Below are 26,236 nucleotides of genomic sequence, written 5' to 3'. Positions count from 1 at the left end.
GGCTTCACCTCCAATTTACTGTTCTAAATGGGTGGCAACGACAATATATTAGTAGTTTGCCTTGGTGTACCCTTAATTTAACAGAATCAAGAGGATGGAACAACCGTTCTGTTATCCACAGGGATAGGTGTATAACTTGTGGGTAAATTGTGTGTATCTATAATTTTTATCGGGAAAACGTATCGTATAAAAAGGTAAATGATCTGTTAGTGATGTGCATAAACTTATCCACAGATTTAAATAATGGCGCAATGTGTCGAAAGGTTTTATATTTCGACTGCACTTTTCATCAAATTTAGCTATTTGGCTATGACATAAATTAAAATATCCGTTATGATGGATAGCGGTGAAAAAGAATTAATAGAGGTGTATAGAGTGATAAAAGCATTTTTACCTTCCAAGCATGTTAAAAGTATTTATGAAATCAAACCTCAGGAATTAAAAGATAATGGTATAAAGGGGATTATTACAGACCTTGATAATACCCTTGTGGAATGGGATCGTCCTCTTGCCACGCCAGAACTGATTGCTTGGTTTGAAATGATGAAGCAACATGGTATTAAAGTGACAATTGTGTCCAATAACAGTGAACTACGTGTAAAGTCCTTTGCTGATCCACTTCAAATCCCCTTTATTTTTAGAGCGAAAAAACCTATGGGAGCTGCATTCAGAAGAGCTGTAGAGATTATGGGTATTAAAAGAGAAGAAGCAGTCGTGATCGGTGACCAGCTTTTAACCGATGTGTTGGGCGGCAATCGTAACGGGTTTCAAACAATCCTTGTCGTTCCTGTTGCTCAAACAGATGGCTGGACAACTAAAATAAATCGTAAAATTGAACGCAGAATATTAACATGGTTCCGTAAAAAAGGACAGATAACATGGGAGGACTAGACTTGGAAAAAGAACAAATTAGCTGTGTGGGATGCGGTGTGACTATTCAAACGGAGCATCCTGAAAAAATAGGATATGCACCATCTTCCTCACTTCAAAAAGAACAAATCATTTGCCAAAGATGTTTCCGACTTAAACACTATAATGAGGTACAAGATGTATCCCTAACGGATGACGACTTTTTAAAAATTCTGAATGGAATTGGAAGTAAGGATGCTTTAATCGTCAAATTAGTGGATATATTTGATTTTAATGGAAGCTGGCTGCCGGGAATTCAACGATTTGTCGGCCATAATCCAGTTGTTTTAATCGGTAATAAGAGTGATTTATTACCGAAATCAGTCAAGCCTAATAAGCTGATTACCTGGATGAAGCACATGTCGGCTGAATTTGGCTTACATCCTGTTGATATTATGCTTGTCAGCGGTGCTAAAGGACATGGAATTGAAGAAGCAATGGAGCGTATAGAGGAATTGCGTGAGGGACGTGATGTATATGTCGTAGGCTGTACAAACGTCGGTAAATCCACTTTTATCAACCGTATTATTAAACAGGGCAGTGGTGAAGAAAATGTGATTACGACTTCATACTTCCCAGGAACAACTCTGGATATTATCGAAATTCCACTGGATGATGAAAGAGCGTTAATAGACACGCCTGGAATCATTAATCACCATCAAATGGCTCACTTTGTGGGTAAAGAAGATTTAAAAGTGATTACTCCAAAGAAAGAGATTAAACCAAGAGTTTTTCAATTGAATGCTGGCCAAACTCTCTTTTTCGGTGGCTTGGCTCGATTTGACTTTATTCAGGGTGAACGGAATTCATTTACTTGTTATTTGTCCAATGAGTTAAATATCCACCGGACGAAATTAGAAAAAGCAGACGAGCTGTACAAAACACATGTAGGCGAATTATTGGTACCGCCGCATCCTTCTGAATTAGATGATTTTCCACCGCTAGTAGCTCACCAATTCTCTATAAAAGAAGGGAAGACAGACATCGTATTTTCTGGTCTGGGCTGGGTAACGATTAACAAGCCGGGAGCAGTTATTTCCGCACATGTTCCTAAAGGAGTGCAAGTGACGATCCGTAAATCATTGATTTAAAGGAGAGTAAAATGAAGAAGCTGTTCGGGGTATTAGGGAATCCAATTGAGCATTCAATGTCTCCGCTTATTCATAATGACGCATTTGATAAATATTTAGTAGATGGAGTATATTTGCCGTTTTGTGTTGAGGATATTGAGCTACAACAGGCAGTCGAGGGAATGAAAGCTTTGGGGGCCGGCGGATTTAATGTAACGGTACCTTTTAAAAGTCGCATTATTCCTTATATCGATGTCTTAGACGAATTTGCAAATGAAGTTGGTGCTGTTAACACTGTTGTCATAAAGGATGGACTGTTATATGGGTACAATACGGATGGTCCTGGGTTTATTAAAGGACTGCTGACTATAACCGATCGTATAGATGGTCAAAATGTCTTGATTATTGGTGCAGGCGGTGCGGCAAGAGGAATTTATTTTGCACTGGCTAAAACAGGTGTAGCAAAAATCGATCTCGCCAATCGGACTCATATTTCAGCAGAACAGTTGCTGGCAGATTATCATGGGAATATAAATTCGAGAGCAATTAGCCTGAAAGAAGCAGAGAGCTCTCTCGGCCAATATGATATTATTATTCAGACAACCTCGGTTGGGTTAGCAGACGTACATGCATCACCACTTTCTCTGACAGAACTAAATCAAAATGCGGTTGTGTGTGATATTATTTATAACCCTCTTGAAACCAAAATTTTAAAAGAGGCAAAAGACCGTGGTAATAAGGTTCAAAACGGTGTGGATATGTTTGTAAACCAGGGAGCACTGGCTTTCGAGTTATGGACAGGTGTTATGCCGGATACAGAAAGAATGAAACAATTAGTTTTACAACAATTAGGAGGATCATAAATGTTAAAAGGTAAACAAAAAAGATTTTTGCGTTCGAAGGCACATTCCCTTCAACCGATATTCCAGGTTGGAAAAGGCGGAGTGAATGAAAATATGATTAAACAAATTGGTGAGGCTCTTGAAGTTCGTGAGCTTATCAAGGTCAGCATCTTGCAAAACTGCGAAGAGGACCGTGATACGGTGGCTGAACAGCTTTCAAAAGGTGCACGTGCGGAATTGGTTCAAGTCATTGGTAATACGATTGTTTTATATAAAGAATCAAGAGAAAACAAACAAATTATTCTTCCATCATAATTAAATTCCTATTTAGGGAAGGGGGCACACTATATGAAAAAAATTGGTATTTTAGGCGGAACATTCGATCCCCCTCATATCGGTCATTTAATTATTGCAAATGAGGTTAGGGAGCAATTAGATTTGGATGAGGTACGTTTTATGCCTAATAATGTGCCCCCGCATAAAACCAAAACTTCAACGTCTAATCAAGAGCGCTTGGATATGCTTACATTAGCAATCGGTAGTAATCCATGTTTTACGATTGATACAATAGAATGGGAAAGAAATGGGCCATCATATACGATAGATACCATTAAACTCCTGAAAGAACGGGATACAAACTCAGAAATTTATTTCATTATCGGTGCTGATATGATTGAATATTTACCGAAGTGGAAACAAATAGATGAATTGAGTGAATTAGTCCGCTTTACAGGTGTTAAACGCCCTGGTTACAGTACTGAGACATCCTATCCTGTCACATTGGTGGATATTCCGGAAATCGCTGTTTCCTCTTCGTGGATTCGTGAAAAAATAAGCAATGGGAAGACAATCAAATATTTGGTTCCTGATGCGGTAAAGATATATATTGAGGAGAATCAGTTATATGGATCAACAAAAAGCATTGGAAATCGTTAGGCAGCAATTACCTGATAAACGATATATTCATACATTGGGTGTATTGGAAAGTGCTCAGGAATTGGCAGAACGGTACGGTGCAGATATAGAGAAAGCTAAATTGGCAGCAATCTTCCATGATTATGCCAAATATCGTCCTCTGGATGAGATGGAACAAATCATTAAGAATGAGCAATTACCGCAGGATTTATTGGAATATAATACTGAATTATGGCATGCACCGGTTGGAGCGGTTTTAGTTAAGAAAGAAGCAAATCTTCATGATGAAGAAATCCTTTCAGCAATCAAAAACCATACTTCGGGCTGTGTCGGAATGAGTATGCTTGATAAGATCATTTATTTGGCTGATTATATAGAGCCTGGGAGAAGTTTCCCTGGAGTAGATGAAGTGAGAGCGTTGTCCTTACTAAGCCTGGATAAAGCTGTGCTTCAGGCAATGGGAAATACAATCACATTTTTGATTAAAAAAAATCAAACAATCTATCCGGATACCTTCCATGCCTATAACGATCTTGCAGAGCAGATAGGGAGGAACAATTAAATGAATGGTAAAGAATTATTAGAGGTAGCTGCAAAAGCAGCTGATGACAAAAGAGCAGAAGAGATTCTCGTTTTGGATATGAAGGGAATTTCGTTGATTTCTGATTACTTCATTATTTGCCACGGTAACTCAGACAAACAAGTACAAGCAATTGCACGCGAAATGAAGGAAAAAGTCGAAGAAAACGGAGCGACAGTCCGCCGAATGGAAGGCTTTGATGAAGCCCGTTGGGTTCTAGTTGATATGGGCGATGTTGTAGCGCATATTTTCCATAAAGATGATCGTTCATACTATAAATTGGAAAGATTATGGGGAGATGCCCCAGAAGTATCATTGCAGGAACTTAATATATGAATGTAAGTTATCAAAACTTTGCTTATGTTTATGATTACTTAATGAAAGATGCTCCCTATCAGGAATGGGTTGAGTTTGTAAAAAAAATTGCCCGAAAATATCAATTAAATGAAAAATCAATTCTTGATATTGGATGTGGGACTGGTGAGCTTGCTATTCGTTTGAAAGAAGCAGGCTTCCAGCCAACCGGCGTTGATTTATCAGAAGAAATGCTGGCTGTGGCAATTCAAAAAGCAAGCGAGAATCAGCATGACATCCCGTTTTATCACCAGGACATGCGAGCTTTAGAAGGATTGAATCTATATGATATAGTTGTCATCTTTTGTGACTCATTAAATTATCTTGGTGATGAGAATGATGTAAAGGATACTTTTAAAGGTGTTTTGAACCATATGAAAGAGGATGGTTTATTTATCTTTGATGTTCATTCTGTGAAAAAAATGTCCACTTTTTTTAGTGATCAAACCTATGCAGATAATGGAGATGATATTTCCTATATCTGGAATGCGTGGAAAGGGACAGATATTCCTCACAGTGTCGTACATGAGTTGACTTTCTATGTTTATGATCATGAGCTTGATGCGTATAACCGGTTTGATGAAGATCATTTTCAACGTACATACCCGATCGATATGTATAAAACTTGGCTTGATGAGATTGGATTTGAGCTTGTGGAACTGATGGGTGACTTCGGAGGAAATTCCCTTGATGAGGCCGATCGAATCTTCTTTGTTTGTAAAAGGAAATAATGTAAAAAAACCAGGAAACGTGATTTTCCTGGTTTTTTAGTTATGTTGACACAATGTTTTCATAAATACCTTTGTTTTCGTAAAGGACTTTTATAATATGATTAGAATTAATGATATGAAACCCCAAACTGATTTTCAATTCCCTTTAAATCCTCTTCAAATTTTCGATGCGTAGCCTGAAAAACATGACTAAAAACCTCACCTAATTCACTTTCCAGCACTTTGATACCTTCACCTGTAATACCGCCTTTCACACACACCTTTTCTTGCAAAGCAGGCAATGAAAAATGCTGCTGACGTAATAATTCACCGAGCCCAATCAGCATTGATTCGGTTAGCTGGGTGGCTTCTTCAGTGCTTATTCCCGTATGATCAACCGCAGCTTCGATAAAGTTTCTTGCAATAAAACTAAAAAAAGCCGGACCGCAGCTAACAATATCTGAGGATACTCTGGTATATTTGTTGTCGATTTCGAGCGGCTTTGAAATTGCTGCTGCCATCTGCTGAAGTTGGTTCCGCCAATATGGACTGCAGGATTCACCAAATGTCAGCAGTGTTGCGCCTGCCAAGGCACGATTGGTAATAGATGGAATAAATCTAGCGCATGAGCAGGGGACGACAGCTTCCAATTGTTTGATGGAGATTGGACTTGTGATGGAAACAATGCAATTATCCGAACTTAGATGAGGTTCAAGAATTTCAATTAATGGATACATTTCATGCGGCTTTACACATAAAAAGATTAAATCCGCTTGTTTTGCAAGTTCAATACTTGTGTGTGCTGTATGGATTCCTGGTAATTCAACAGCCAGGGATTGGGCTTTGTGTTTAGTCCTGTTCATGATGATTACATCCTTTGCTGCAACGGCCGAAGACCCAATTAAACTTTGAATTAAGATGGTTCCCATATTACCTGTGCCAATTATGCCGGTAATCATTATAAATCCTCCTTATTGGATAAATATCACGATATCCACTATTCCTTATAACAAATTTATGCAAGTAAATATCAAATATGAAGAGGAGCGTAAATTAAATGAATGAGAAAATCGTACAGTTTATCAGGCGAAATGGAATCCTACTAGCAGGTGCAGGCGTAGCCTGTGCTGCACTCTTCTTTTGGAATATGCAATCTGAAGATGGGCAAATCGAACAAAGTGAAATAAATTGGACGGAGGAGAGTGCAATAGAAAAAAAGAATGAAGATACGGAAAAACTGGTGGCAGAACCTGAGGTGAGTGCTACTTATAAGGTTGATGTGAAGGGTGCCGTTCAAAAACCTGGTGTATATGAATTTTTGAAGGGGGATCGAGTAACGGATGTCATTCAAAAAGCAGGTGGATTGAAAAATGGGGCTGATAGTAAGCAAGTGAATATGGCGCAATTAGTAGAGGATGAAATGGTCATCTATATCCCAATCAAGGGTGAGACAGCAGAGGCTTCTAATCATACAGCTGGGGAAAGTTCAGGGAATACAGTCTCAGCGGCCAAGGGGGATGGTACAATTAATTTGAATAAAGCAACATCTGAAGAACTGCAGGAACTTCCGGGAATCGGTCCGAGTAAAGCGACAGCGATTTTACAAAAACGGGAAGAACTTGGATCATTCAAAACGATTGAAGATTTGAAGGAAGTTACAGGCATAGGTGATAAAACATTTGAAAAGCTCAGGGAATTAATAACTGTTAAGTAAGAAAAGAATAGTTGTAGGAAGGATACAATTCTTGTTAAAGTGAAGGAAAGTTCATTGAAAGAGGAGAGAGAAATGGAACGTATTTCATGGGATCAGTATTTTATGGCGCAAAGCCACTTACTTGCATTAAGAAGCACATGTACAAGGTTAATGGTTGGAGCGACAGTCGTAAGGGATAATCGCATTATTGCCGGCGGGTATAACGGATCAATTGCTGGAGGTGTGCATTGTGTGGACGAAGGATGCTATGTTATTGATAACCATTGCGTTCGAACCATCCATGCTGAAATGAATGCCTTGTTGCAATGTGCTAAATTTGGTGTACCAACTGAGGGGGCTGAGATTTATGTTACTCATTTCCCTTGCTTGCAATGCTGTAAAGCCTTAATTCAAGCAGGAATTAAAACAATCTATTATGCCGAATCCTATAAGAATCATCCATATGCTGAAGAATTATTTGAACAGGCAGGTGTGCGTGTTAAACAGGTGATTGTTGATGAAAAGTGGGTTGATTTCCATGATGAAAAGAAAATGAATTTTGTCATGGAGCTTATTAATGAGCTAAAAGAAAGAGGAGCTTCTGAATCTGATCTTGCACGCTATCTGAAAGATGCAGCAAGTTTATTTCCGCAATTTGACTGATATGAGCAACCGATTTTTATTTTATAGTGCTGTAATTGCTATTTCAGGGATTACAGCACCCATTTACTTAAGTAAAACTTTTCTTCTGCTAATAGTCCTCGTATTTTGTTACATTCTAAACAAATTTCCAATTAAGCAATCGATTCTCCTGTATATTATCTTTTCAATATTTTGTGTCCATAGCTTTTTTTGGGATCGTTCAAATACCAGCCAGTTGACCGGGGCTGAAACTCAGCTTTTAATCCATTTTACATCCTATCCCCAGATTAAAGGGGACCGGGTTAGTGGTCTTGCTGAACTCTCAGATAACGAGAAAATATGGATTACTTACCGGATTAACAATGAAGAGGAGGCAAATGTCTTAAAAAATACGATTCTAACGGGAAAGTCCTTTCGCGTAAACGGAAATCTGACAAAACCAACTCGTGCAACGGTCGAGAATGGATTTGATTTTCGAACCTATCTAAGGTTTAATAGAGCGCATTGGATTTTGGAAATCGAAAATAAAGAAGATATATCCAAAGATAGCCGCAATTTGTTTGTAAAACTGGCACAAATGAGAGAGCGGGAAATTAAGCGGATTGATCATTTATACTTAGGAACCGCTGGCAGCTTTACTAAAGCACTCATATTTGGTGAACAAAGTGGTATATCAGAGGATATGTATAACCAATTTAAGAAACTGGGGATTGTCCATATCTTGGCTTTGTCAGGGATGCAAGTTGCATTAGTGGCTGCTATTTTATTTTATGGATTCTTAAGAATCGGCTTTACTCGGAGGCAAACCTTTTTGCTGCTAGCTTGTTTACTTCCTTTTTATGCGGTCATCACCGGATTGTCTGCTTCGATTGTCAGAGCATGCATGATGGCTTCCATATTTATGTTTGGTCAGTTTATCGGACTGCGGTTGACAGCTTTTAAAACAATAACGATTTGTCTAATGGGATATCTACTTATTAATCCGTATCAAATTTTCCATATCGGTTTTCAGTTATCCTTTTTGCTGACTTATGGGTTAATACTTTCAACAAAAATCCTTCAAAAATCGCCGCATTCACCTGTTTTCAGTCTTTTTATTATGACGGCAATATGCCAAATCATCTCCACGCCAATCATCATCTATCATTTTTATGAAATTTCCCTCATTAGTTTTATTTCTAACTTACTTTATGTACCGTTGTTTACTTATTTATTATTTCCTTTAACCATTGGTGTTTATTTGCTGATAATCCTTGAAATTCTTGTTGAGCCGGGATTGCTGATGCTCAATTTTATTTATTCTTTATTGGAGAAATCTACAGAGCTTATGTCTGCCTTGCCCTCCTCCACTCTTATATTTGGTAAGCCATCCAAACTGGTAATGGTATGTATTGTGGTTTGTTTTATCTCTATTCTTATTGGAATAGAAATCCGCTCGAAACACCTGTTTAATACGTGTCTAATCACGATTTTAATGCTCTTTTATCAATATAACAGTCAGTTTTTTTCAGGAAATGGAGAGATAACCTTTATAGATGTAGGGCAGGGGGATTCAACGTTCATTCAATTACCTGGTGATAATGGAACATATCTTATTGATACAGGTGGAGCCACTCTGTTTGGAAAGGAGGAGTGGGCAGTACATAATAGCCAGTTCGATCCTGGAAAAGATACTATATTACCATTTTTAAAAAGTAAAGGAATTAAAGTCATTGATAAACTAATCCTTACGCATGCTGATCAGGACCATGTCGGAGGAGCAAGAGCCATTGTTGAGGAATTGAAGATTGGTGAGATATTGATACCATTTGAACAGCGTAAGGAGTTTAGAGAGACGGAAGTAATAAAGGAAGCGATTGATCAGAAAATCCCCGTTAAAGAGGTTCAAGCAGGAATGGGGTGGACTGCGGGAGATGCTAAATTTACCATTTTATCGCCAGTAGAGAAAGTGGAGGAAAAGAATGAGTCTTCAATTGTTATAAAAGCAAGTATTAATCAGGTAGATTGGTTATTTGTTGGAGATTTAGGTGAACTCGGAGAAGACAAGCTTTTGCAAAATAAAATGAACCTAAGGGCTGATATTTTAAAAGTGGGACACCATGGCAGCAGAAACTCTTCCCAAATAGATTTTATAAGAGAGGTAGATCCTAAAATAGCTGTCATTTCATCGGGAAGAGATAATCGTTTTGGCCACCCACATGAGGAAGTCATTCATTTGCTTGATAAAGAAAATATTATTATTTACAGAACAGATTTACAGGGCAGTATTCAATATACGTATACGAACAAAAAAGATGGAACGATTTCTATTCAAAGTCCATAGTATGTGTAAGAAATGAAAAACGGCCATGAGGCCGCTTGAAAAAATGAACTATGCACCGATTAATTGGATGACCATGGCAATAATAAACATGGTAGCGAAAAAACCAAATGATACAACAAATCCCATGATGGAATCTGATACGTCATTTGTTTTTGATTGTACATTCTTTTCAAACTCGTTCATTAATCCACCCCCCGACCTCTTTTATCATAGAACATTTAGTAAAAAAAATCCACAATCTCCAAATTTATATAATTATTATCCTGCTATTTTCCAAATAAACATTTCAGTACATGAAAGAGTCATTTAAATGGTAACTGATCTATAGCGCTTTTTCGCTTTTTTGTTAGGTATCCCGGGTCCGGCAAGAAGGCGTTGATATAGATTCTGGGAACCGGTTATTTTTTCCGGTTCCTCTTGAAAGACTTGTCAAAATTGATGGTGGGGATTAGGATGAAAGAAGGAATTTATAAACAGAGGCGATTATATTGGTAATGGATTTATGGAATACAATTAAAAGTAAACGGTTTAGTCCTGTCTACCTTTTATTTGGCGAAGAAGAGTATTTTATAAAAAAAACAAAGGCTTTAATCTGCGAGCATGCTTTATCAGAGGATGAAGCAGAGTTTAATTTGGCTACTATTGATCTGGAGGAAACACCTGTAGAGTTGGCAATCGAGGAATTGGAAACCTTACCGTTTATCGGGGAGCGCAGGGTTGTTATATTACATAATCCCATATTTTTGACAGCCGAAAGAAAGAAGGAAAAGGTTGAGCATGATCTAAAAAGATTGGAAAGCTATCTGGCTAATCCTTCACCGACATCAATTGCCATCTTTATAGCTCCATATCCAAAGCTGGACGAGCGTAAGAAAATAACGAAGGAATTAAAGAGAAATTCTGCAGTCTTGGAAGCGAAACCGCTATACGAAAAGGAATTATCTAAATGGATCACTGCCAACGCTAAATCCTTAGGAGTGAAAATTACACCTGAGGCGGTAGAAACTTTATTATCTCTGACGGGGAATCACTTAATGATGGCTGCAAGTGAGTTAGAAAAGCTCGCTTTGTATGCGACGGTCGAACAGGAAATTGACAAGGCAATGGTAAATAAACTTGTTCCCAAGACCTTTGACCAAAATGTATTTGATTTGGTCGATTATATTATGAATGGCCAAAAAAAAGAAGCTATCCAGTTATATAAAGAGCTTCTGATTTTAAAGGAAGAGCCAATTCGTATATTAGCAGCCATTGCACGGCAATACAGGATTATACTTCAGGTTAAAAAACTATCAGGACAGGGCTACAATGCCCAGCAAATAGCATCTAAATTAAAAATGAGCCCTTATCCGGTAAAACTTGCACTGAAGCGTGTGAATGATTTTACAGAAATGAAATTGATGCGTGCTCTCTCTGAATTGGCAGAGCTGGACTATAAAATGAAGAGCGGTGCCGGAGACAAAGAAATCCTTTTAGAGCTATTTATATTAAAATCATAACAGTACCTGGTAAAACGAAAGGTATCATGGCGAGTGCATGATACCTTTTTTGTAATCCTATCTTTTAATGGTTGTGAAGTTGTTTTCTATTAGGAGCCAGTTCTGCGGAAACGATAATCCTAATTTCCAATAACTCATCCCCCGAAGATTTAATTCCTTTAGTAGATTAAATTTTGCCTGTATGGAGCGAGCATCCTCAAACCATACCTCGTGTTCTCTTCCTTCGGCATCCCTGTATCTAAAATAGGGTGCCTGAGCATTATTGTCATAAAGAATTGGTACGTTATTACGTCGTGCCAGATCAATGGCCTGCTGAGGGGAGAGCGCTCTGGCTGTAGTACCCTGTACGAAGGGGAGTGTCCAATCATAGCCATACAGATTTTGCCCCATCATAATTTTACGTGATGGAATCTCTGAAATCGCATAGGTAAGCACCTGGCGAACAGGTCCTATAGGAGATACAGCCTGAGCTGGCCCACCGCTGTAACCCCACTCATAGGTCATAATGAGGACCCAATCTACAACTGCACCCTGTGCTTTGTAATCATGTGCTTCATACCACTTGCCCGTTTGGGTGGCGCTTGTTTTTGGAGCCAGCGCAATTGAAACCTGCCAGCCTTGCGGTGAAAATCTTTCCTTTGCTTTTTGTAAGAAATTTGTATAAGCCTCCCGATCTTCCCCTCTAAGACTTTCAAAATCAAAATGAATATCTCTAAATCCTTGAGCTTTGGCAGTATCTTCAATGTTGGAAAGCAAATTATTTTGGATATCCGTATTGTTTAAAATAACCTCCCCGAGTTCACTGCTGAACGCATCATTCTCTAAATTTGTCACAACCATGACCAGTACATTGTTCGCGCTCCTGGCTATGGCCGGAAATTCACCTAATAGAGGCGGTTTTAGCGTACCGTCGCGTTGAACTTGATAGCTGAACGGTGATAAGTATGTAAGGTGAGGTACTGCAATTCTTGCTTCTCGTTCCAGATTGGGAGAAACAGTATTTCCTCTTGGTTCCACATAGGCATTAAATTCAGCTTCACGTCTAGGGATTGGAGGAATATACAGCCTTAATCCTACAGTTAATGGTGTGTTTAATGAAATATTATTTACTTCTGCAATTTCTTGAGCAGTTCTTCCAAACCTCCGGGCAATTGTATATAGGCTATCTCCTGGTTGCACAAAGTAATAGCTCCCTGTAATCGGAATAACAAGTGCCTGACCTATAACCAAATCATTTGGATTTTCTAATTGATTTGAAGAGATAATTTGTTCAGGAGTAGTATTAAAGGTCTGCGCAATGGAATAGATACTCTCTCCTTGTCTGACAACATGTATTTGCATTTCTTTTCTCCTTTCGGTGGCTAATTATATTAAATGTATGTAGAGGAAGGAATAAGAATAACCAAAATGGATATTGGTCTATGCAAGAGGATAAAATAGAAAGTTCTTTATTTGTTCATATTTAGAACATGGAAGTTTGCTATTCGAATTAATTTGGTATAAAAAATAGACTATAATTTAAATGTGAAGTTTGTTGCATCATAGAGGAGTGAAATTGTGTTAAATAAGAAGTATAAGGGATTGCATCCCATTACCATACTACGGATTACGGGAATACTGGATGGTATCTCACTGCTTTTATTATTGGGCATAGCCATGCCGCTTAAATACTGGGCAGATTTACCCTTTGCCGTTACTCTTGCGGGTTCAATCCACGGTGGGATATTTATTGGATATATAGCTTCCATTATTTATACTCAAATTCGAATACAGTGGAAAATAGGCTGGTCTCTGTTAGCCTTCCTTGTTGCTTTCATCCCATTCGGTAATTTTTGTTTTGATGTGTGGCTGAAAAAGCATCAATCATTGTACGATGTAAAACCCTTACCGAAGCTGTGGATTGTATATGCCATTATCATGTTTACGTTTATCGATTTATTTACACAGCTACCAGTTATGAGTACATATGCTACTTCGCTTGGCGCAAGTGTAATGATTGCAGGGATTGTTGTGGGAATGTATTCATTGACGAATACTTTTGGGAATATATTGTCTGGGATTTTTACGGATAAATATGGATCTTTTATTGTACTTTGTACAGGCTTGCTTATGACGAGCATTTCTTTACTGCTTTATAATTTTGTAAATGATGTACCTGAACTGATCATCGTACGTTTCCTCCATGGCTTCCTTGGTGGATTAATTGTACCTGCTGCTTTTACGTACTTAGCTAACCAAATGGATAGTAAGAAGAAAGGCAGCCAAAGTGCTGTGACAGGTTCATTTATTGGAATCGCAGCTATTTGCGGTCCTGCATATGGCGGTATTATGGCTAGCAGGACATCTGTGCCATTTGTTTTTACGACCATTGCTGCGTGTGGAATTATTCTTTTGCTTGCAACATTGTTGTTTTTGAGAACTCATTCTGAATCGAAACAGCATAAGACGGAGAAGAGGGGAAAACTTATCTTTAATAAAGGGATACTCCAAGCCTACACCGGAGCATTCTTTTTAATGTTTTCACAAGGGGCACTTGCGTATTTGCTGCCCTTGCACATTGATGTATTAGGTTATAGTTCAAGATTAAGCGGTACGTTAATGAGTATATTTGGATTGGTTGCTGTTGCTATATTTATTCTGCCGACGAATAAATATTTTGATCGAATTCCGCCCTTGGTTAGCTTTTCGATTGGATTAGCATGTATGGGGATCAGCCAAGTTTTACTGGGGCAATCAAGTGAGCTAATGGTTCTTTATTCTATAATGGTTTTATACGGGATTGGGTTTGCTTTCTTATTTCCTGCCGTAAATTCATTATTGGTTCAATCGACTACTAAAAGGATGCGCGGGAAGGCATATGGATATTTTTATGCGTTATTTTCATTAGGGGTTGTTGCCGGATCATCAGGTCTCGGATTAATACCAGCTTCTATATCCACGCAATTTAGCTTAATTGGAATCTTATTACTAGTTTGTGCAACAGTAATATATATGCAGGCAAAGCAACCGGAAACAGATACTGTAGAAGACAGTGTTGAAGGCTAAATAGAGTTTTTATCGGAAGGAGCTATCAGGCTCCTTTTTTTTAGGCCTGAAAAAGTGAGGGTGTTATACAGGGTTCGTCTTTATAAAAGTTAAAATGGAAGCTGCAATGCTGCTCCTGCAGCTTTCTGTTGTGTACTAATTTCGTTCAAGCTCCCAAAATTCAACTGGTAATCATCTCTAAAGTGATTTCCCATCAATGAAATAATCCATATTCTCATAATAAATCACACAAAAAAAAACGACCCTCTAGAGGGTACGTTTCATTAAGCGTTCAACTTGTTTACTTTTTTCATAAGACGAGATTTTTTACGAGCAGCAGCATTTTTGCTGATTAAGCCTTTAGTTGCAGCTTTATCTAGTCCTTTAACAGCAGCAACGATAGATTCGTTAGCAGCAGTAGCATCGTTAAGAGCAATTGCAGATTCTACTTTTTTAACGTTTGTACGTACAGCAGATTTTTGAGCAATATTGTTAGCTCTAGCAGTTTCGTTAGTTTTAACGCGTTTAATAGCTGATTTGATATTAGCCATTCTTTTCACCTCCAGAAGAACCGAGATTATGTCAACTCGATATTCTAATCAAATAACATTCACAACATATGATATTCTATCAAAATGTATGTCTTTATGCAATACTCAGATGCATCAAATCAAAAAAAACCATAGTGATAAGTAGTTTTTTCTGTTTAAACAAAGCTCTTTACATATTAAAAGAATGAGAAGAAAGAAATACGGGGAAAATAGCTCCTAAAGATCATTTCATGGGGGTAATCATTTGAATAAAGATTTAGATATGAGTCAGTATCAAATAAGGACTGATTTGGCTATTGAGGCTAGGGAACTGGCTATTCCGCTATCTGACGCACCGGACACATCGAATATCGGAGGTGTAATTTTTAAAGAGCGAGAGATGGATGGGATTAAATTATCGCATGTTGAAATAACGAAAGAAGGCGAAAAACAGGTAGGAAAAAAGCCTGGCTTTTACATAACACTGGAAGTTCAAGGAATTCGTGAGCAGGATTCTGAGCTGCAAAAAAAAGTCGAGGTTGTGTTTGCTAAACAACTGGCCTATCTAATAGACCGAGTTGGATTAAAAAAAGATGCACATTGTCTTGTTGTAGGATTGGGAAATTGGCATGTAACACCGGATGCTCTTGGTCCTACGGTAACGGATAATTTAATCGTAACTAGGCATCTGTTTAAATTTCAGCCTGAATCTGTTTCTGAAGGATTTCGTCCGGTCAGTGCCATCTCACCAGGGGTTATGGGTGTGACGGGAATTGAAACCAGCGATATTATTAAAGGAATCGTAGACAATATTCATCCTGATTTCATCATTGCTATTGATGCACTGGCAGCTCGTTCTATTGAACGTGTAAATACTACCATTCAAATTACAGATACCGGAATTCATCCTGGATCTGGTGTGGGCAATAAACGGAAAGAACTTAGTAAGGAAACATTAGGAGTGCCAGTTATCTCGATTGGTGTACCAACAGTGGTGGATGCTGTATCGATTACCTCTGATACAATTGATTATATATTGAAGCATTTTGGACGTGAATTAAAAGAGGGAGACCGTCCTCGCCGAGCTCTTGCTCCGGCCGGGATGACATTTGGAAAGAAACGTAAATTAACAGAAGAAGACTTACCAGAAGAAGAGCACAAAAAGACATTTCTTGGTATTGTAGGCACACTATCCGATGAGGAAAAGAGAATGCTGATTCGTGAAGTGCTCGCTCCTTTGGGACATAATTTGATGGTTACGCCTAAGGAAGTGGATGTATTCATAGAGGAAATGGCAAACTTGATAGCCAATGGTATGAATGCAGCTCTGCATGAGGCCATAAATCAAGATAATACAGGCTATTACACACATTAATCTCCGAGTATGGTTCTAGTTACTCTATCAAAGCATACATTTTACTAGAATGCTTCTGAAAGGGTGGAACCATGAAAGCAAAAAAACCTAGTTTTGTCGTAGTTGCACTTCAAGCAGCCACCATCATTCGTTTCATACTGATTATACTTGTTACGATGGTTTTTATATTTTTGGTAACCGGATTATTGACATCGCTTAAACCAGAATTTCGACCAAGTTCAGATTCGGTGAATGAAGCGACTGGACAAGTTCCCGGTAAAATTTTATATAAGTATTTAGGGCAAGGGAATAAGTACTTTTTGCAATCATTCCCCGAAGAGGAGACAGAGTCTGTTTCGAGGCAGATTTTCCAATCACTGACAAATATCTCATTAAATGATCCACGGAGTTTATTGGGACATGAGCTACCGGGATATTCCTTGTTTGATGGGGAGATTTTAGTGGCAGGTGAGGGTACTAATTACACAAATATGCCAATTGAGTCTCCTCCATCAGAGGAAGCTATGGAAAAAGATACAGAGACTGAGGAAATCGTGGATGAAGAAGAACCTGTTAAACCAGAACAGGCTGGTACTCAGAAAACGAAAGAAGAAGTGATGTACATCTATTTCTCACATACAAGGGAATCGTATCTTCCTTTATTAAAAGGTGTGACAAATCCTAATTCTGCCTTTCATTCAAAAGCAAATGTCACGCTTGTCGGTGAGAAGCTCAAGAAGTCGCTTGAAGCGAAAGGCATTGGGACAAAGGTAGATAAAACAGATGTTAATGCCATATTGAACAAGAAAGGGCTGCAATATGGCAGTTCATACAGCCAATCGCGAAGTCTTGTCCAAGAGGTTATGGCTAACGACAAAAACTTGAAATATTTTATTGATGTTCACCGTGATTCGCAGCGAAAAAAAGTGACGACTATTTCAATTAACGGAAAAGCTTATGCTAGATTATGCTTCATTATTGGTGGTGAAAATCCAAATTATGAACAGAACTTAAAGTTGGCAGAGGAGATGCACAAGAAAATTTCAGAAAAATATCCTGGTTTAAGTCGCGGTGTCTTTGAAAAAAGAGGTGCGGGGACGAATGGGAAGTTTAATCAAGATTTATCCGGAAATGCCATGTTAGTTGAAGCTGGCGGTGTGGATAATACATTGGACGAATTAAATGCTTCAATGGAAGTGTTAGCTGATGTATTAGCTGAGCATTATTGGGATGCCGAGCCAGTACAGGGAAATGCTGCAGAGTGAGAAATAAATAAAGGAGAATGCCAAGATGGGTAAATTTATTTTAAAAATAAGTATGCTTCTTTTCCTCCTTCTCTTTGGGGTCATCCTGGGAATGCAGCTGGCCAATCAAAATATGAAAAAAATGCAGGGATATGATGATCCAAAAATGTATGAAGCCTTTACAATTGATAAACAGGATGACGGAGACATTAACGCTACGGTTCTCGGAAATCAGGTTTCGACAACTGACCTGGAGGAAAAGAAAAAGGAAATGGAAGAATGGAAGGCATTTAATGTTTTATCCAGTGCAGGGAAAGGCATATCTGATACCTTAACAAGTTTATTTAAAGGGATGGCAGGAATGATTTCAGATGAATAATATAATCCAAGCGAGCTCGTACGGAGCTGATTAAAACTCCGCGAGCTTTCTTTATTTATCTATTTAATTCCCTCATTTCTCCTAAACCGTTTACGGTTTGAATTTATTTCTGCTATAATCAGTAATATCTGTGTTTTGAAAGTAACAGGAGTGAACAGAATGAATAATCAGGAACGGCTAAAACGACAAAGTAAAATCCGTAACTTTTCGATTATTGCTCATATTGACCATGGGAAATCGACATTAGCGGACAGAATATTAGAAAAAACGAATGCTCTTACTTCCAGAGAGATGAAAGACCAGCTTCTTGATTCCATGGATTTGGAAAGAGAGCGCGGAATAACAATCAAATTGAATGCTGTTCAATTGAAATATAAGGCGAAAGACGGCGAGGAATATATTTTCCATTTAATTGATACTCCGGGACACGTGGATTTCACGTATGAAGTATCCAGAAGTTTGGCAGCTTGTGAAGGTGCTGTGCTAGTGGTCGATGCTGCACAGGGAATCGAAGCGCAAACTTTGGCCAATGTTTATTTGGCATTAGACAATGATTTGGAGATCTTGCCAATCATTAATAAAATAGATTTGCCTAGTGCTGACCCGGAACGCGTTCGTGGTGAGATTGAAGATGTAATTGGGCTGGATGCATCTGAAGCTGTTCTTGCCTCTGCTAAAGCTGGTATCGGGATTGAAGAAATCCTCGAACAAATTGCGGAAAAAGTACCTGCTCCAACTGGAGATCCCGAAGCTCCTCTGAAAGCATTGATTTTTGATTCAATCTATGATGCATATCGTGGAGTCATCGTATCCATTCGAGTGATGGAGGGTACGGTAAAACCGGGTGATAAGATCAGAATGATGGCGACAGGTAAGGAATTTGAAGTTCTCGAGGTGGGTGTCCATACTCCAAAAGCAACTCTATGCGATGAACTAACAGTAGGAGATGTTGGATTCCTGACAGCTGCCATTAAAAATGTCGGCGATACACAAGTCGGGGACACAATCACCAATGCTAAAAATGGAGCAACAGAACCATTACCGGGGTATCGCCGTATGAATCCGATGGTTTATTGCGGTCTATATCCAATTGATACAGCAAAATTTAACGATTTACGTGAAGCACTTGAAAAACTGGAGCTAAACGATTCTTCCTTGCAATATGAACCAGAAACCTCTCAGGCGCTTGGATTTGGTTTCCGTTGCGGATTCCTTGGATTATTGCATATGGAAATTATCCAGGAAAGAATTGAACGTGAATTTAATATTGATTTGATTACAACGGCACCAAGCGTAATTTATAAGGTTAAGATGACAGATGGCAGTGAGATTAATATCGATAATCCATCTAACATGCCTGACCCGCAAAAGATTGAAAGTATTGAGGAGCCATATGTAAAAGCTACCTTGATGGCACCAAATGATTTTGTCGGTGCAATTATGGAGCTTTGTCAAATGAAGCGTGGGAATTTCATCGATATGCAATATGCTGATGAGAACCGCGTAACTATCATTTATGAACTGCCATTATCCGAAATTGTTTATGATTTCTTTGACCAATTAAAATCAAATACAAAAGGATATGCATCTTTTGACTATGAGTTAATTGGCTACCAAGAATCTAAACTGGTTAAAATGGACATCTTATTAAACGGTGAAACCGTTGATGCATTGAGCTTTATCGTTCATAGAGACTTTGCATATGAGCGTGGAAAAATTATTGTAGAAAAGTTGAAGGAGCTTATTCCTCGACAACAATTTGAGGTGCCTATACAGGCAGCAATCGGCAATAAAATCATTGCACGTTCTTCGATTAAAGCAATGAGGAAGAATGTACTTGCAAAATGTTACGGTGGAGATATTTCACGTAAACGTAAATTATTAGAGAAACAAAAAGAAGGTAAAAAACGCATGAAACAAGTTGGTTCTGTAGAAGTTCCGCAAGAAGCGTTTATGGCAGTTCTGAAGATGGATGACTCCAATTCAAAAAAATAAAATAGTAAGAAAAGCAGGCCAGACATTTTTGTTCTGGCCTCTATTTTATTATGATAGATATAACGTTTTTTTTCGATCTTAGAAAGGGGTGTTGGAATTGGTTAAAAGTTTATATATCCACATTCCATTTTGTACACAAATATGTCACTACTGTGATTTTAATAAATTTTTTATTCAGAACCAGCCGGTGGATGAATATATCCAAACATTATTGACTGAGATGGATTTATATAATCTGTCTCAAAATGAACCCTTATCCACTGTTTTTATTGGGGGAGGTACTCCATCTGCTTTAGAACCTCTGCAGCTGGAACAATTGTTATTTTCCATGAAAGAAAAAGTTACGCTTACGCCAGGGTATGAATACACAGTTGAGGCCAATCCAGGTGATTTGTCAAAGGATAAATTGAGAATTATGAAGGAAGCAGGCGTCAACCGATTAAGTCTGGGTGTTCAATCATTCAACGAAGAACTATTGAAAAAGATTGGCCGTGCGCACAATGTCAAAGATGTGTATGAGACCATTGATATGGCAAGAGAAGAAGGTTTTGACAACATTAGCATTGACTTGATTTATTCCTTGCCCGGTCAAACACTCAGTGATTTAGAGGATACAGTAGATCGCGCTTTACAATTAAATCTTCCGCATTTTTCAGCTTACTCTTTAATTATTGAACCGAAGACTGTGTTTTATATCATGCTCAATAAAGGTAAATTATCCTTACCGGGTGAGGATGCTGAGGCTACTATGTATGAATATGTCATGGAACGTTTAGTAGAAGCGGGCTACGATCAATATGAGATTTCAAATTTTGCAAAAAAAGGATTTGAAAGCAGGCATAACCTCGTATATTGGAACAATGAAGAATACTATGGTCTTGGTGCTGGTGCTCATGGATACCTCGATGCTGTCCGTTATCATAATCATGGACCCCTAAAGAAATATATGAATGCTATTCAGGATGGCAGGAAGCCGATCGTTGAGCAAGCAACCGTTACGCGAAAGGAACAAATGGAAGAAGAGATGTTTTTGGGGCTTAGAAAAATGGAGGGAGTTTCTCTGGAACATTTCCAAAAGAGATTTTCTGTAAACATAAATGACGTATTTGGGGAAACAATAAAAAGAATGGTTTCAGAGGGGTTATTGGAGTTGGTAAACGGAAGAGTCCGACTGACACATCCGGGTAAATTAATGGGGAACGAAGTGTTCCAGGCATTTTTATTATAGTTTAAAAATAAGAGAGAAAACATAATCATAACCGTTGACACATAACGACGGTTTTGTTACTTTATTTATAGACTTAGCACTCAGTAGTAAAGAGTGCTAACAGGGGTGATTATCGATGTTAACAAATAGACAACTGGCAATTTTACAGGTGATCATCGATGATTTTATTTCTACCGCCCAACCTGTGGGGTCCAGAAATATTTCCAAAAAAGAAGGCATTTCGCTAAGTTCTGCCACAATCAGAAATGAAATGGCTGATTTAGAGGAAATGGGGTATCTCGAAAAAACACATACCTCTTCAGGGCGTATTCCCTCTGAAAAAGGGTATCGGTACTATGTGGATCATCTTGTTTCACCTCAGCAGCTGCAAAAGGATGATGTTCTTAAGCTTAAATCTGTTTTTAAAGAGAGATTATTTGAGTTAGAGAAGATAGTGCAACGTTCTGCCGGCATACTATCCGAAATTACGAATTATACGGCGATTATGCTTGGACCTGCTGTTTTAGAAAATCACTTACGTCGAATCCAAATTGTACCGCTTGATACAAATAAGGCAATTGCTATCATCGTGACGGATACTGGTCATGTTGAAAATAAAATGATTTATCTTCCTCCAGGATTTGATATGAATGAAATGGAGAGAGTGGTAAATATCCTAAATGATCGCTTGAGCGGTGTACCATTGGTGCAGCTTAAAGATAAGATTTTCAGGGAAGTAGCTGTATTATTAAAACAGCATATTACAAATTATGATATGGTTCTGCAAATGCTAGCAACATCTCTGCAATTGCCGGAGAACGAGAAACTTTTCTTTGGCGGTAAGGCGAATATGCTAAGCCAGCCTGAATTTCATGATATTGAAAAAGTAAAGGCAATCTTTAAAATCATGGAACAGGGAAGAGACTTGTATGAGTTGGTCAGTAAAACACATGAAGGAATCAATGTGAAAATAGGCACCGAAAATAATAATATGGCGCTTGAAAACTGCAGTATTATCAGCACTACCTACTCCATTGGAGACGAGAATCTTGGAACTATAGCTATTCTTGGACCTACTCGGATGGATTATTCCAGAGTGATGAGTTTATTGTCATTTTTTGCGAATGACTTAACTGAGATGCTGACAAAACAGTATCAAAATAAAAAGTAACGGTAATAGTAGTAATACTGCTTTAACGTATATAGAACAACACTTTCAGGGAGGTGAGAAGCAGTGTCTGAAAAAAATCAAGATAATATTGAAGAAATATTTGATGAAGCAGAAGAAAATAAAATGAATGATACAGCCTCTGAGGAAACCACTGAAACAAGTGAACCTGTTGAGGAAGCTTCCGAAAATGATGGGGATAGCAAAGTAGCTGAACTAGAAAAGAAATTGCAGGAAGCTGAAGCAAAATATGTTCGTCTTTATGCAGATTTTGATAACTATCGCCGCCGTGTTAAATTGGATGCTGAAGCAGCGCAAAAATATAGAGCTCAATCTCTTGTAACAAATCTTTTGCCTGCTTTAGATAATTTTGATAGGGCGATAAATAGTACAACTGAAACAGATGAAACAAAACCGCTTCTTCAAGGAATGAATATGGTTTTAACAAGTATTTTATCTGCCTTGAAAGAAGAAGGTGTAGAGGTAATCGAATCAGTAGGTCAAGAATTCGACCCTCATGTTCATCAAGCGATTATGCAGGACAATAACGAAGAATACGGTTCAAATATCATTGTGGAAGAATTCCAAAAGGGTTATAAATTAAAAGACCGGGTTATTCGACCATCAATGGTTAAAGTGAATCAGTAATCAAACACATAGGCTACATAATTAATGGGAGGTAAAAAGTAAATGAGTAAAATTATTGGTATTGACTTAGGAACTACCAACTCTTGTGTATCCGTATTAGAAGGCGGAGAACCAAAAGTTATTCCAAATCCAGAAGGTAATAGAACCACTCCATCTGTTGTTGCATTTAAAAACGGAGAACGTCAAGTTGGGGAAGTAGCGAAACGCCAAGCTATCACAAACCTGAATACGATCAGCTCCATCAAACGCCATATGGGTACAGATTACTCAGTAAATATCGAAGGAAAAGATTACTCTCCACAAGAAGTATCTGCGATTATTCTTCAATATTTAAAATCCTATGCTGAAGAATACCTGGGAGAAAAAGTAACAAAAGCTGTTATTACAGTACCTGCTTACTTTAACGATGCTGAACGTCAAGCAACAAAAGATGCTGGCCGTATCGCTGGTTTAGAAGTAGAACGTATTATCAACGAACCAACTGCTGCTGCATTAGCGTATGGTTTGGATAAAACTGAAGAAGATCAAAAAATCCTTGTATTCGACCTTGGCGGCGGTACATTTGACGTATCCATCCTTGAGCTAGGTGACGGTGTATTCGAAGTACGCTCAACAGCTGGTGACGCACGTTTGGGTGGAGATGACTTCGATAACGCAGTAATGGAATATTTAATCGAAGAATTCCGCAAAGAAAATGGAATCGATCTATCTAAAGATAAAATGGCTCTTCAACGTTTGAAAGACGCTGCTGAAAAAGCGAAAAAAGATTTGTCAGGTGTAACATCTACACAAATTTCCTTGCCGTTCATCACTGCGGGTGAAGCAGGTCCATTGCACATGGATTTAACATTAACACGCGCGAAATTCGATGAAATCACTGCTTCTTTAGTAGAAAGAACAATGGGACCTACTCGCCAAGCTCTTCGTGATGCAGGCTTGTCTCCGGCTGAGATTGATAAAGTTATCTTAGTTGGTGGTTCTACTCGTATTCCTGCTGTTCAGGAAGCAATTAAAAAAGAAACTGGTAAAGAGCCTCATAAAGGGGTAAACCCTGATGAAGTTGTTGCTATGGGTGCAGCAATCCAAGGTGGAGTTATCTCCGGTGACGTTAAAGATGTTGTATTACTTGATGTAACTTCTTTATCTCTTGGTATTGAAACAATGGGTGGAGTATTTACTCGTTTAATCGACCGTAATACAACAATCCCAACTAGCAAATCTCAAATTTTCTCTACAGCAGCTGATAACCAAACAGCAGTAGATATCCATGTTCTTCAAGGGGAACGTCAAATGGCAGCAGATAACAAAACGCTTGGTCGCTTCCAATTGACTGATATTCCACCGGCACCACGCGGAATCCCGCAAATTGAAGTAACGTTCGATATTGATAATAACGGTATCGTTAATGTACGTGCAAAAGATCTTGGTACAAATAAAGAGCAGGCGATTACGATTCAATCAGCTACAAGCTTAAGCGATGAAGAAATCGATCGCATGGTTAAAGAAGCGGAAGAAAATGCAGAAGCAGATAAAAAACGTAAGGAAGAAGCTGAATTACGTAACGAATCTGATGCTTTAGTATTCCAAACAGAAAAAACATTAAAAGATCTTGAAGGTAAAGTAGAAGAAGCTGAAGTTCAAAAAGCAACAGAAGCTAAAGATGCTTTAAAAGCAGCAATTGAGAAGAATGATCTTGCTGAAATGAAAGAGAAAAAAGAAGCATTGCAGGAAATTGTGCAAGCTCTTAGCGTGAAACTTTATGAGCAAGCTGCTCAAGCTGCGCAACAACAACCAGGTCAAGATGGTGCGGGCAAGGCTGATGATGTCGTAGATGCAGAATTTACTGAAGTTGACGACGACAAAAAATAATGATTGAACGTAAAAAAGTCAAAGTCAGGATCTCCTTGACTTTGACTTTTTTTAACAAATTGGACATTTTCTGTTTATATTGCGCCGCAGCTTAGTCAAGTGGTACAATGATTTTTATGTGAAACGACGGATTATATAGAATCAGGAGTGTGAGGAATGAGCAAACGGGATTATTATGAGGTGTTGGGGGTTGGCAAAAATGCCTCGAAGGATGAGATAAAAAAAGCATATCGCCGCCTTTCCAAGCAATATCATCCTGACCTCAATAAAGCAGCAGATGCTACGGAAAAATTTAAAGAGATCCAGGAAGCTTATGAAGTGTTAAGCGATGATCAAAAGAAAGCGAGATATGATCAATTTGGCCACGAAGATCCAACACAGGGATTTGGTGGAGGCGGAGCTGGTTTCGAAGGCTTCGGTGGTTTTGAAGATATATTCAATTCTTTCTTTGGCGGAGGGGGAAGAAGAGATCCAAATGCTCCCCGTCAAGGTGCAGACCTGCAATATACAATGACATTATCATTTGATGAAGCTGTATTTGGTACAGAAACGACCATTGAAATACCGAAAGAGGAAGAGTGTGATACATGTAAAGGGTCAGGAGCAAAACCTGGCACAAAACCGGAAACATGTTCTCACTGTAATGGTACAGGCCAATTAAATGTAGAACAAAATACTCCATTCGGACGAATTGTGAACCGCAGAGTATGTCAACATTGCAGTGGTACAGGAAAAATTATTAAGCAGAAATGTGCTACCTGTCACGGTAAAGGTTCTGTGAAAAAACGGAATAAAATTCAAATCAAAGTACCTGCAGGTGTTGATGATGGTCAACAATTACGTGTTCCTGGTAAAGGTGAACCTGGTATTAATGGCGGCCCTCCGGGAGACTTGTTTGTTGTGTTCCAAATCAGACCGCATGAATTCTTTGAGCGTGATGGTGACGATATTTACTGTGAAATGCCTATTACCTTTGCACAGGCTGCATTGGGTGATGAAATTGAAGTTCCAACCATGCATGGTAAAGTGAAACTGAAAGTGCCGGCTGGAACACAAACAGGTACTCGCTTCCGCTTAAAAGGAAAAGGTGTTCCTAACGTTAGAGGATATGGTCAAGGTGATCAGCACATCCGTATTTTAGTTGTAACGCCAACCAAATTATCCGATAAACAAAAAGAATTAATTCGCGAATTTGCTGAAATCAGTGGTCAAGGACAATTAGATGAACATGATGAAGGTTTTTTTTCGAAAGTTAAAAGAGCAATCAAAGGTGAATAAACA

At 38.5% G+C, this 26,236-nt stretch carries 27 protein-coding genes; 22 read left to right on the top strand and 5 right to left on the bottom strand.

Annotated features, from left to right (window positions below):
* Nucleotides 1–336 precede the first annotated feature (336 nt).
* The 8 genes from FHY47_RS08845 to FHY47_RS08810 are packed head-to-tail and all read left to right on the top strand — an operon-like array spanning nt 337 to nt 5,401.
* A complete protein-coding gene (locus FHY47_RS08845) occupies nt 337–891 on the top strand; it encodes a YqeG family HAD IIIA-type phosphatase (protein ID WP_175354283.1) in 555 nt (184 codons plus the stop codon).
* Nucleotides 879–2,000, top strand: coding sequence for a ribosome biogenesis GTPase YqeH (gene yqeH / locus FHY47_RS08840; protein WP_395940461.1), 1,122 nt, complete (start codon nt 879–881; stop codon nt 1,998–2,000). Before FHY47_RS08845 ends, yqeH begins: the two co-directional genes overlap by 13 nt.
* A gap of 11 nt (nt 2,001–2,011) precedes the next feature.
* A complete protein-coding gene (gene aroE / locus FHY47_RS08835) occupies nt 2,012–2,842 on the top strand; it encodes a shikimate dehydrogenase (RefSeq protein WP_139892601.1) in 831 nt (276 codons plus the stop codon).
* Complete coding sequence (gene yhbY / locus FHY47_RS08830; protein ID WP_066105322.1) at nt 2,843–3,136, top strand: ribosome assembly RNA-binding protein YhbY; 294 nt, start codon at nt 2,843–2,845, stop codon at nt 3,134–3,136.
* Nucleotides 3,137–3,169: 33 nt separating this feature from the next.
* Nucleotides 3,170–3,757: a nicotinate-nucleotide adenylyltransferase gene (locus FHY47_RS08825; protein ID WP_140461995.1), complete on the top strand. Its 588-nt coding sequence runs from the start codon at nt 3,170–3,172 to the stop codon at nt 3,755–3,757.
* A complete protein-coding gene (yqeK, locus tag FHY47_RS08820; RefSeq protein ID WP_140461996.1) occupies nt 3,726–4,298 on the top strand; it encodes a bis(5'-nucleosyl)-tetraphosphatase (symmetrical) YqeK in 573 nt (190 codons plus the stop codon). The genes FHY47_RS08825 and yqeK overlap by 32 nt, the downstream gene beginning before the upstream one ends.
* Nucleotides 4,299–4,652, top strand: coding sequence for a ribosome silencing factor (gene rsfS / locus FHY47_RS08815; RefSeq protein ID WP_066105311.1), 354 nt, complete (start codon nt 4,299–4,301; stop codon nt 4,650–4,652).
* Nucleotides 4,649–5,401: a class I SAM-dependent DNA methyltransferase gene (locus tag FHY47_RS08810; protein ID WP_140461997.1), complete on the top strand. Its 753-nt coding sequence runs from the start codon at nt 4,649–4,651 to the stop codon at nt 5,399–5,401. Before rsfS ends, FHY47_RS08810 begins: the two co-directional genes overlap by 4 nt.
* 107 nt (nt 5,402–5,508) lie before the next feature.
* Here FHY47_RS08810 and comER read toward each other — a convergent pair whose 3' ends face one another.
* Entirely contained in the window at nt 5,509–6,339 is an 831-nt protein-coding gene (gene comER, locus FHY47_RS08805) for a late competence protein ComER (RefSeq protein ID WP_066105304.1), read from the bottom strand.
* 98 nt (nt 6,340–6,437) lie between these two features.
* Here comER and FHY47_RS08800 point away from each other — a divergent pair, with 98 nt between their 5' ends.
* From FHY47_RS08800 to FHY47_RS08790, 3 genes are all read left to right on the top strand, one after another.
* Nucleotides 6,438–7,094: a helix-hairpin-helix domain-containing protein gene (locus FHY47_RS08800; protein ID WP_077248068.1), complete on the top strand. Its 657-nt coding sequence runs from the start codon at nt 6,438–6,440 to the stop codon at nt 7,092–7,094.
* A gap of 72 nt (nt 7,095–7,166) precedes the next feature.
* Nucleotides 7,167–7,736: a ComE operon protein 2 gene (locus tag FHY47_RS08795; RefSeq protein ID WP_066105301.1), complete on the top strand. Its 570-nt coding sequence runs from the start codon at nt 7,167–7,169 to the stop codon at nt 7,734–7,736.
* Nucleotides 7,705–10,038: a DNA internalization-related competence protein ComEC/Rec2 gene (locus FHY47_RS08790; RefSeq protein WP_066105299.1), complete on the top strand. Its 2,334-nt coding sequence runs from the start codon at nt 7,705–7,707 to the stop codon at nt 10,036–10,038. The genes FHY47_RS08795 and FHY47_RS08790 overlap by 32 nt, the downstream gene beginning before the upstream one ends.
* Nucleotides 10,039–10,086: 48 nt before the next feature.
* On the opposite strand, the gene FHY47_RS08785 is transcribed toward FHY47_RS08790, so the two are convergent.
* Nucleotides 10,087–10,221 carry a YqzM family protein gene (locus tag FHY47_RS08785; RefSeq protein ID WP_066105296.1) on the bottom strand — a complete coding sequence of 45 codons (135 nt, stop codon included), beginning with the start codon at nt 10,219–10,221 and terminating at the stop codon, nt 10,087–10,089.
* 311 nt (nt 10,222–10,532) lie between these two features.
* Between FHY47_RS08785 and holA the strand changes: the two genes are divergently transcribed.
* Complete coding sequence (gene holA, locus FHY47_RS08780; protein ID WP_077248089.1) at nt 10,533–11,537, top strand: DNA polymerase III subunit delta; 1,005 nt, start codon at nt 10,533–10,535, stop codon at nt 11,535–11,537.
* 57 nt (nt 11,538–11,594) lie between these two features.
* On the opposite strand, the gene FHY47_RS08775 is transcribed toward holA, so the two are convergent.
* Nucleotides 11,595–12,878, bottom strand: coding sequence for a glycoside hydrolase family 18 protein (locus FHY47_RS08775; protein WP_066105291.1), 1,284 nt, complete (start codon nt 12,876–12,878; stop codon nt 11,595–11,597).
* A 216-nt stretch (nt 12,879–13,094) separates the two neighbouring features.
* On the opposite strand from FHY47_RS08775, the gene FHY47_RS08770 reads away from it, so the two are divergent.
* Nucleotides 13,095–14,582 carry an MFS transporter gene (locus tag FHY47_RS08770; RefSeq protein WP_140462000.1) on the top strand — a complete coding sequence of 496 codons (1,488 nt, stop codon included), beginning with the start codon at nt 13,095–13,097 and terminating at the stop codon, nt 14,580–14,582.
* An 89-nt stretch (nt 14,583–14,671) separates the two neighbouring features.
* On the opposite strand, the gene FHY47_RS19230 is transcribed toward FHY47_RS08770, so the two are convergent.
* Nucleotides 14,672–14,800, bottom strand: coding sequence for a hypothetical protein (locus FHY47_RS19230; protein ID WP_262365985.1), 129 nt, complete (start codon nt 14,798–14,800; stop codon nt 14,672–14,674).
* A 45-nt stretch (nt 14,801–14,845) separates the two neighbouring features.
* Nucleotides 14,846–15,112, bottom strand: a complete 267-nt coding sequence (rpsT, locus tag FHY47_RS08765) for a 30S ribosomal protein S20 (protein ID WP_066105290.1) — start codon at nt 15,110–15,112, stop codon at nt 14,846–14,848.
* A 262-nt stretch (nt 15,113–15,374) separates the two neighbouring features.
* On the opposite strand from rpsT, the gene gpr reads away from it, so the two are divergent.
* From gpr to dnaJ, 9 genes are all read left to right on the top strand, one after another.
* Nucleotides 15,375–16,466, top strand: a complete 1,092-nt coding sequence (gene gpr / locus FHY47_RS08760) for a GPR endopeptidase (RefSeq protein ID WP_187393465.1) — start codon at nt 15,375–15,377, stop codon at nt 16,464–16,466.
* Nucleotides 16,467–16,537: 71 nt separating this feature from the next.
* On the top strand, nt 16,538–17,710 hold the full coding sequence (gene spoIIP, locus FHY47_RS08755) for a stage II sporulation protein P (RefSeq protein ID WP_140462001.1): 1,173 nt from the start codon (nt 16,538–16,540) through the stop codon (nt 17,708–17,710).
* A gap of 25 nt (nt 17,711–17,735) precedes the next feature.
* Nucleotides 17,736–18,068, top strand: a complete 333-nt coding sequence (locus FHY47_RS08750; RefSeq protein WP_066105283.1) for a DUF3679 domain-containing protein — start codon at nt 17,736–17,738, stop codon at nt 18,066–18,068.
* A gap of 159 nt (nt 18,069–18,227) precedes the next feature.
* Nucleotides 18,228–20,063 carry a translation elongation factor 4 gene (gene lepA / locus FHY47_RS08745; protein WP_066105279.1) on the top strand — a complete coding sequence of 612 codons (1,836 nt, stop codon included), beginning with the start codon at nt 18,228–18,230 and terminating at the stop codon, nt 20,061–20,063.
* Nucleotides 20,064–20,160: 97 nt separating this feature from the next.
* Nucleotides 20,161–21,291 carry a radical SAM family heme chaperone HemW gene (gene hemW / locus FHY47_RS08740; RefSeq protein ID WP_148630184.1) on the top strand — a complete coding sequence of 377 codons (1,131 nt, stop codon included), beginning with the start codon at nt 20,161–20,163 and terminating at the stop codon, nt 21,289–21,291.
* Nucleotides 21,292–21,406: 115 nt separating this feature from the next.
* Nucleotides 21,407–22,441: a heat-inducible transcriptional repressor HrcA gene (gene hrcA, locus FHY47_RS08735; protein ID WP_066105273.1), complete on the top strand. Its 1,035-nt coding sequence runs from the start codon at nt 21,407–21,409 to the stop codon at nt 22,439–22,441.
* A 63-nt stretch (nt 22,442–22,504) separates the two neighbouring features.
* A complete protein-coding gene (gene grpE, locus FHY47_RS08730) occupies nt 22,505–23,086 on the top strand; it encodes a nucleotide exchange factor GrpE (protein ID WP_066105271.1) in 582 nt (193 codons plus the stop codon).
* Between the two features lie 42 nt (nt 23,087–23,128).
* Nucleotides 23,129–24,955, top strand: a complete 1,827-nt coding sequence (gene dnaK, locus FHY47_RS08725; RefSeq protein WP_066105268.1) for a molecular chaperone DnaK — start codon at nt 23,129–23,131, stop codon at nt 24,953–24,955.
* A gap of 156 nt (nt 24,956–25,111) precedes the next feature.
* Nucleotides 25,112–26,233 carry a molecular chaperone DnaJ gene (gene dnaJ / locus FHY47_RS08720; RefSeq protein WP_066105265.1) on the top strand — a complete coding sequence of 374 codons (1,122 nt, stop codon included), beginning with the start codon at nt 25,112–25,114 and terminating at the stop codon, nt 26,231–26,233.
* Nucleotides 26,234–26,236: the final 3 nt, after the last annotated feature.

The organism is Bacillus sp. E214 (assembly GCF_008087365.1).
Classification (GTDB): domain Bacteria; phylum Bacillota; class Bacilli; order Bacillales; family Pradoshiaceae; genus Pradoshia.
This window is presented reverse-complemented; position numbering and strand designations above follow the sequence as displayed.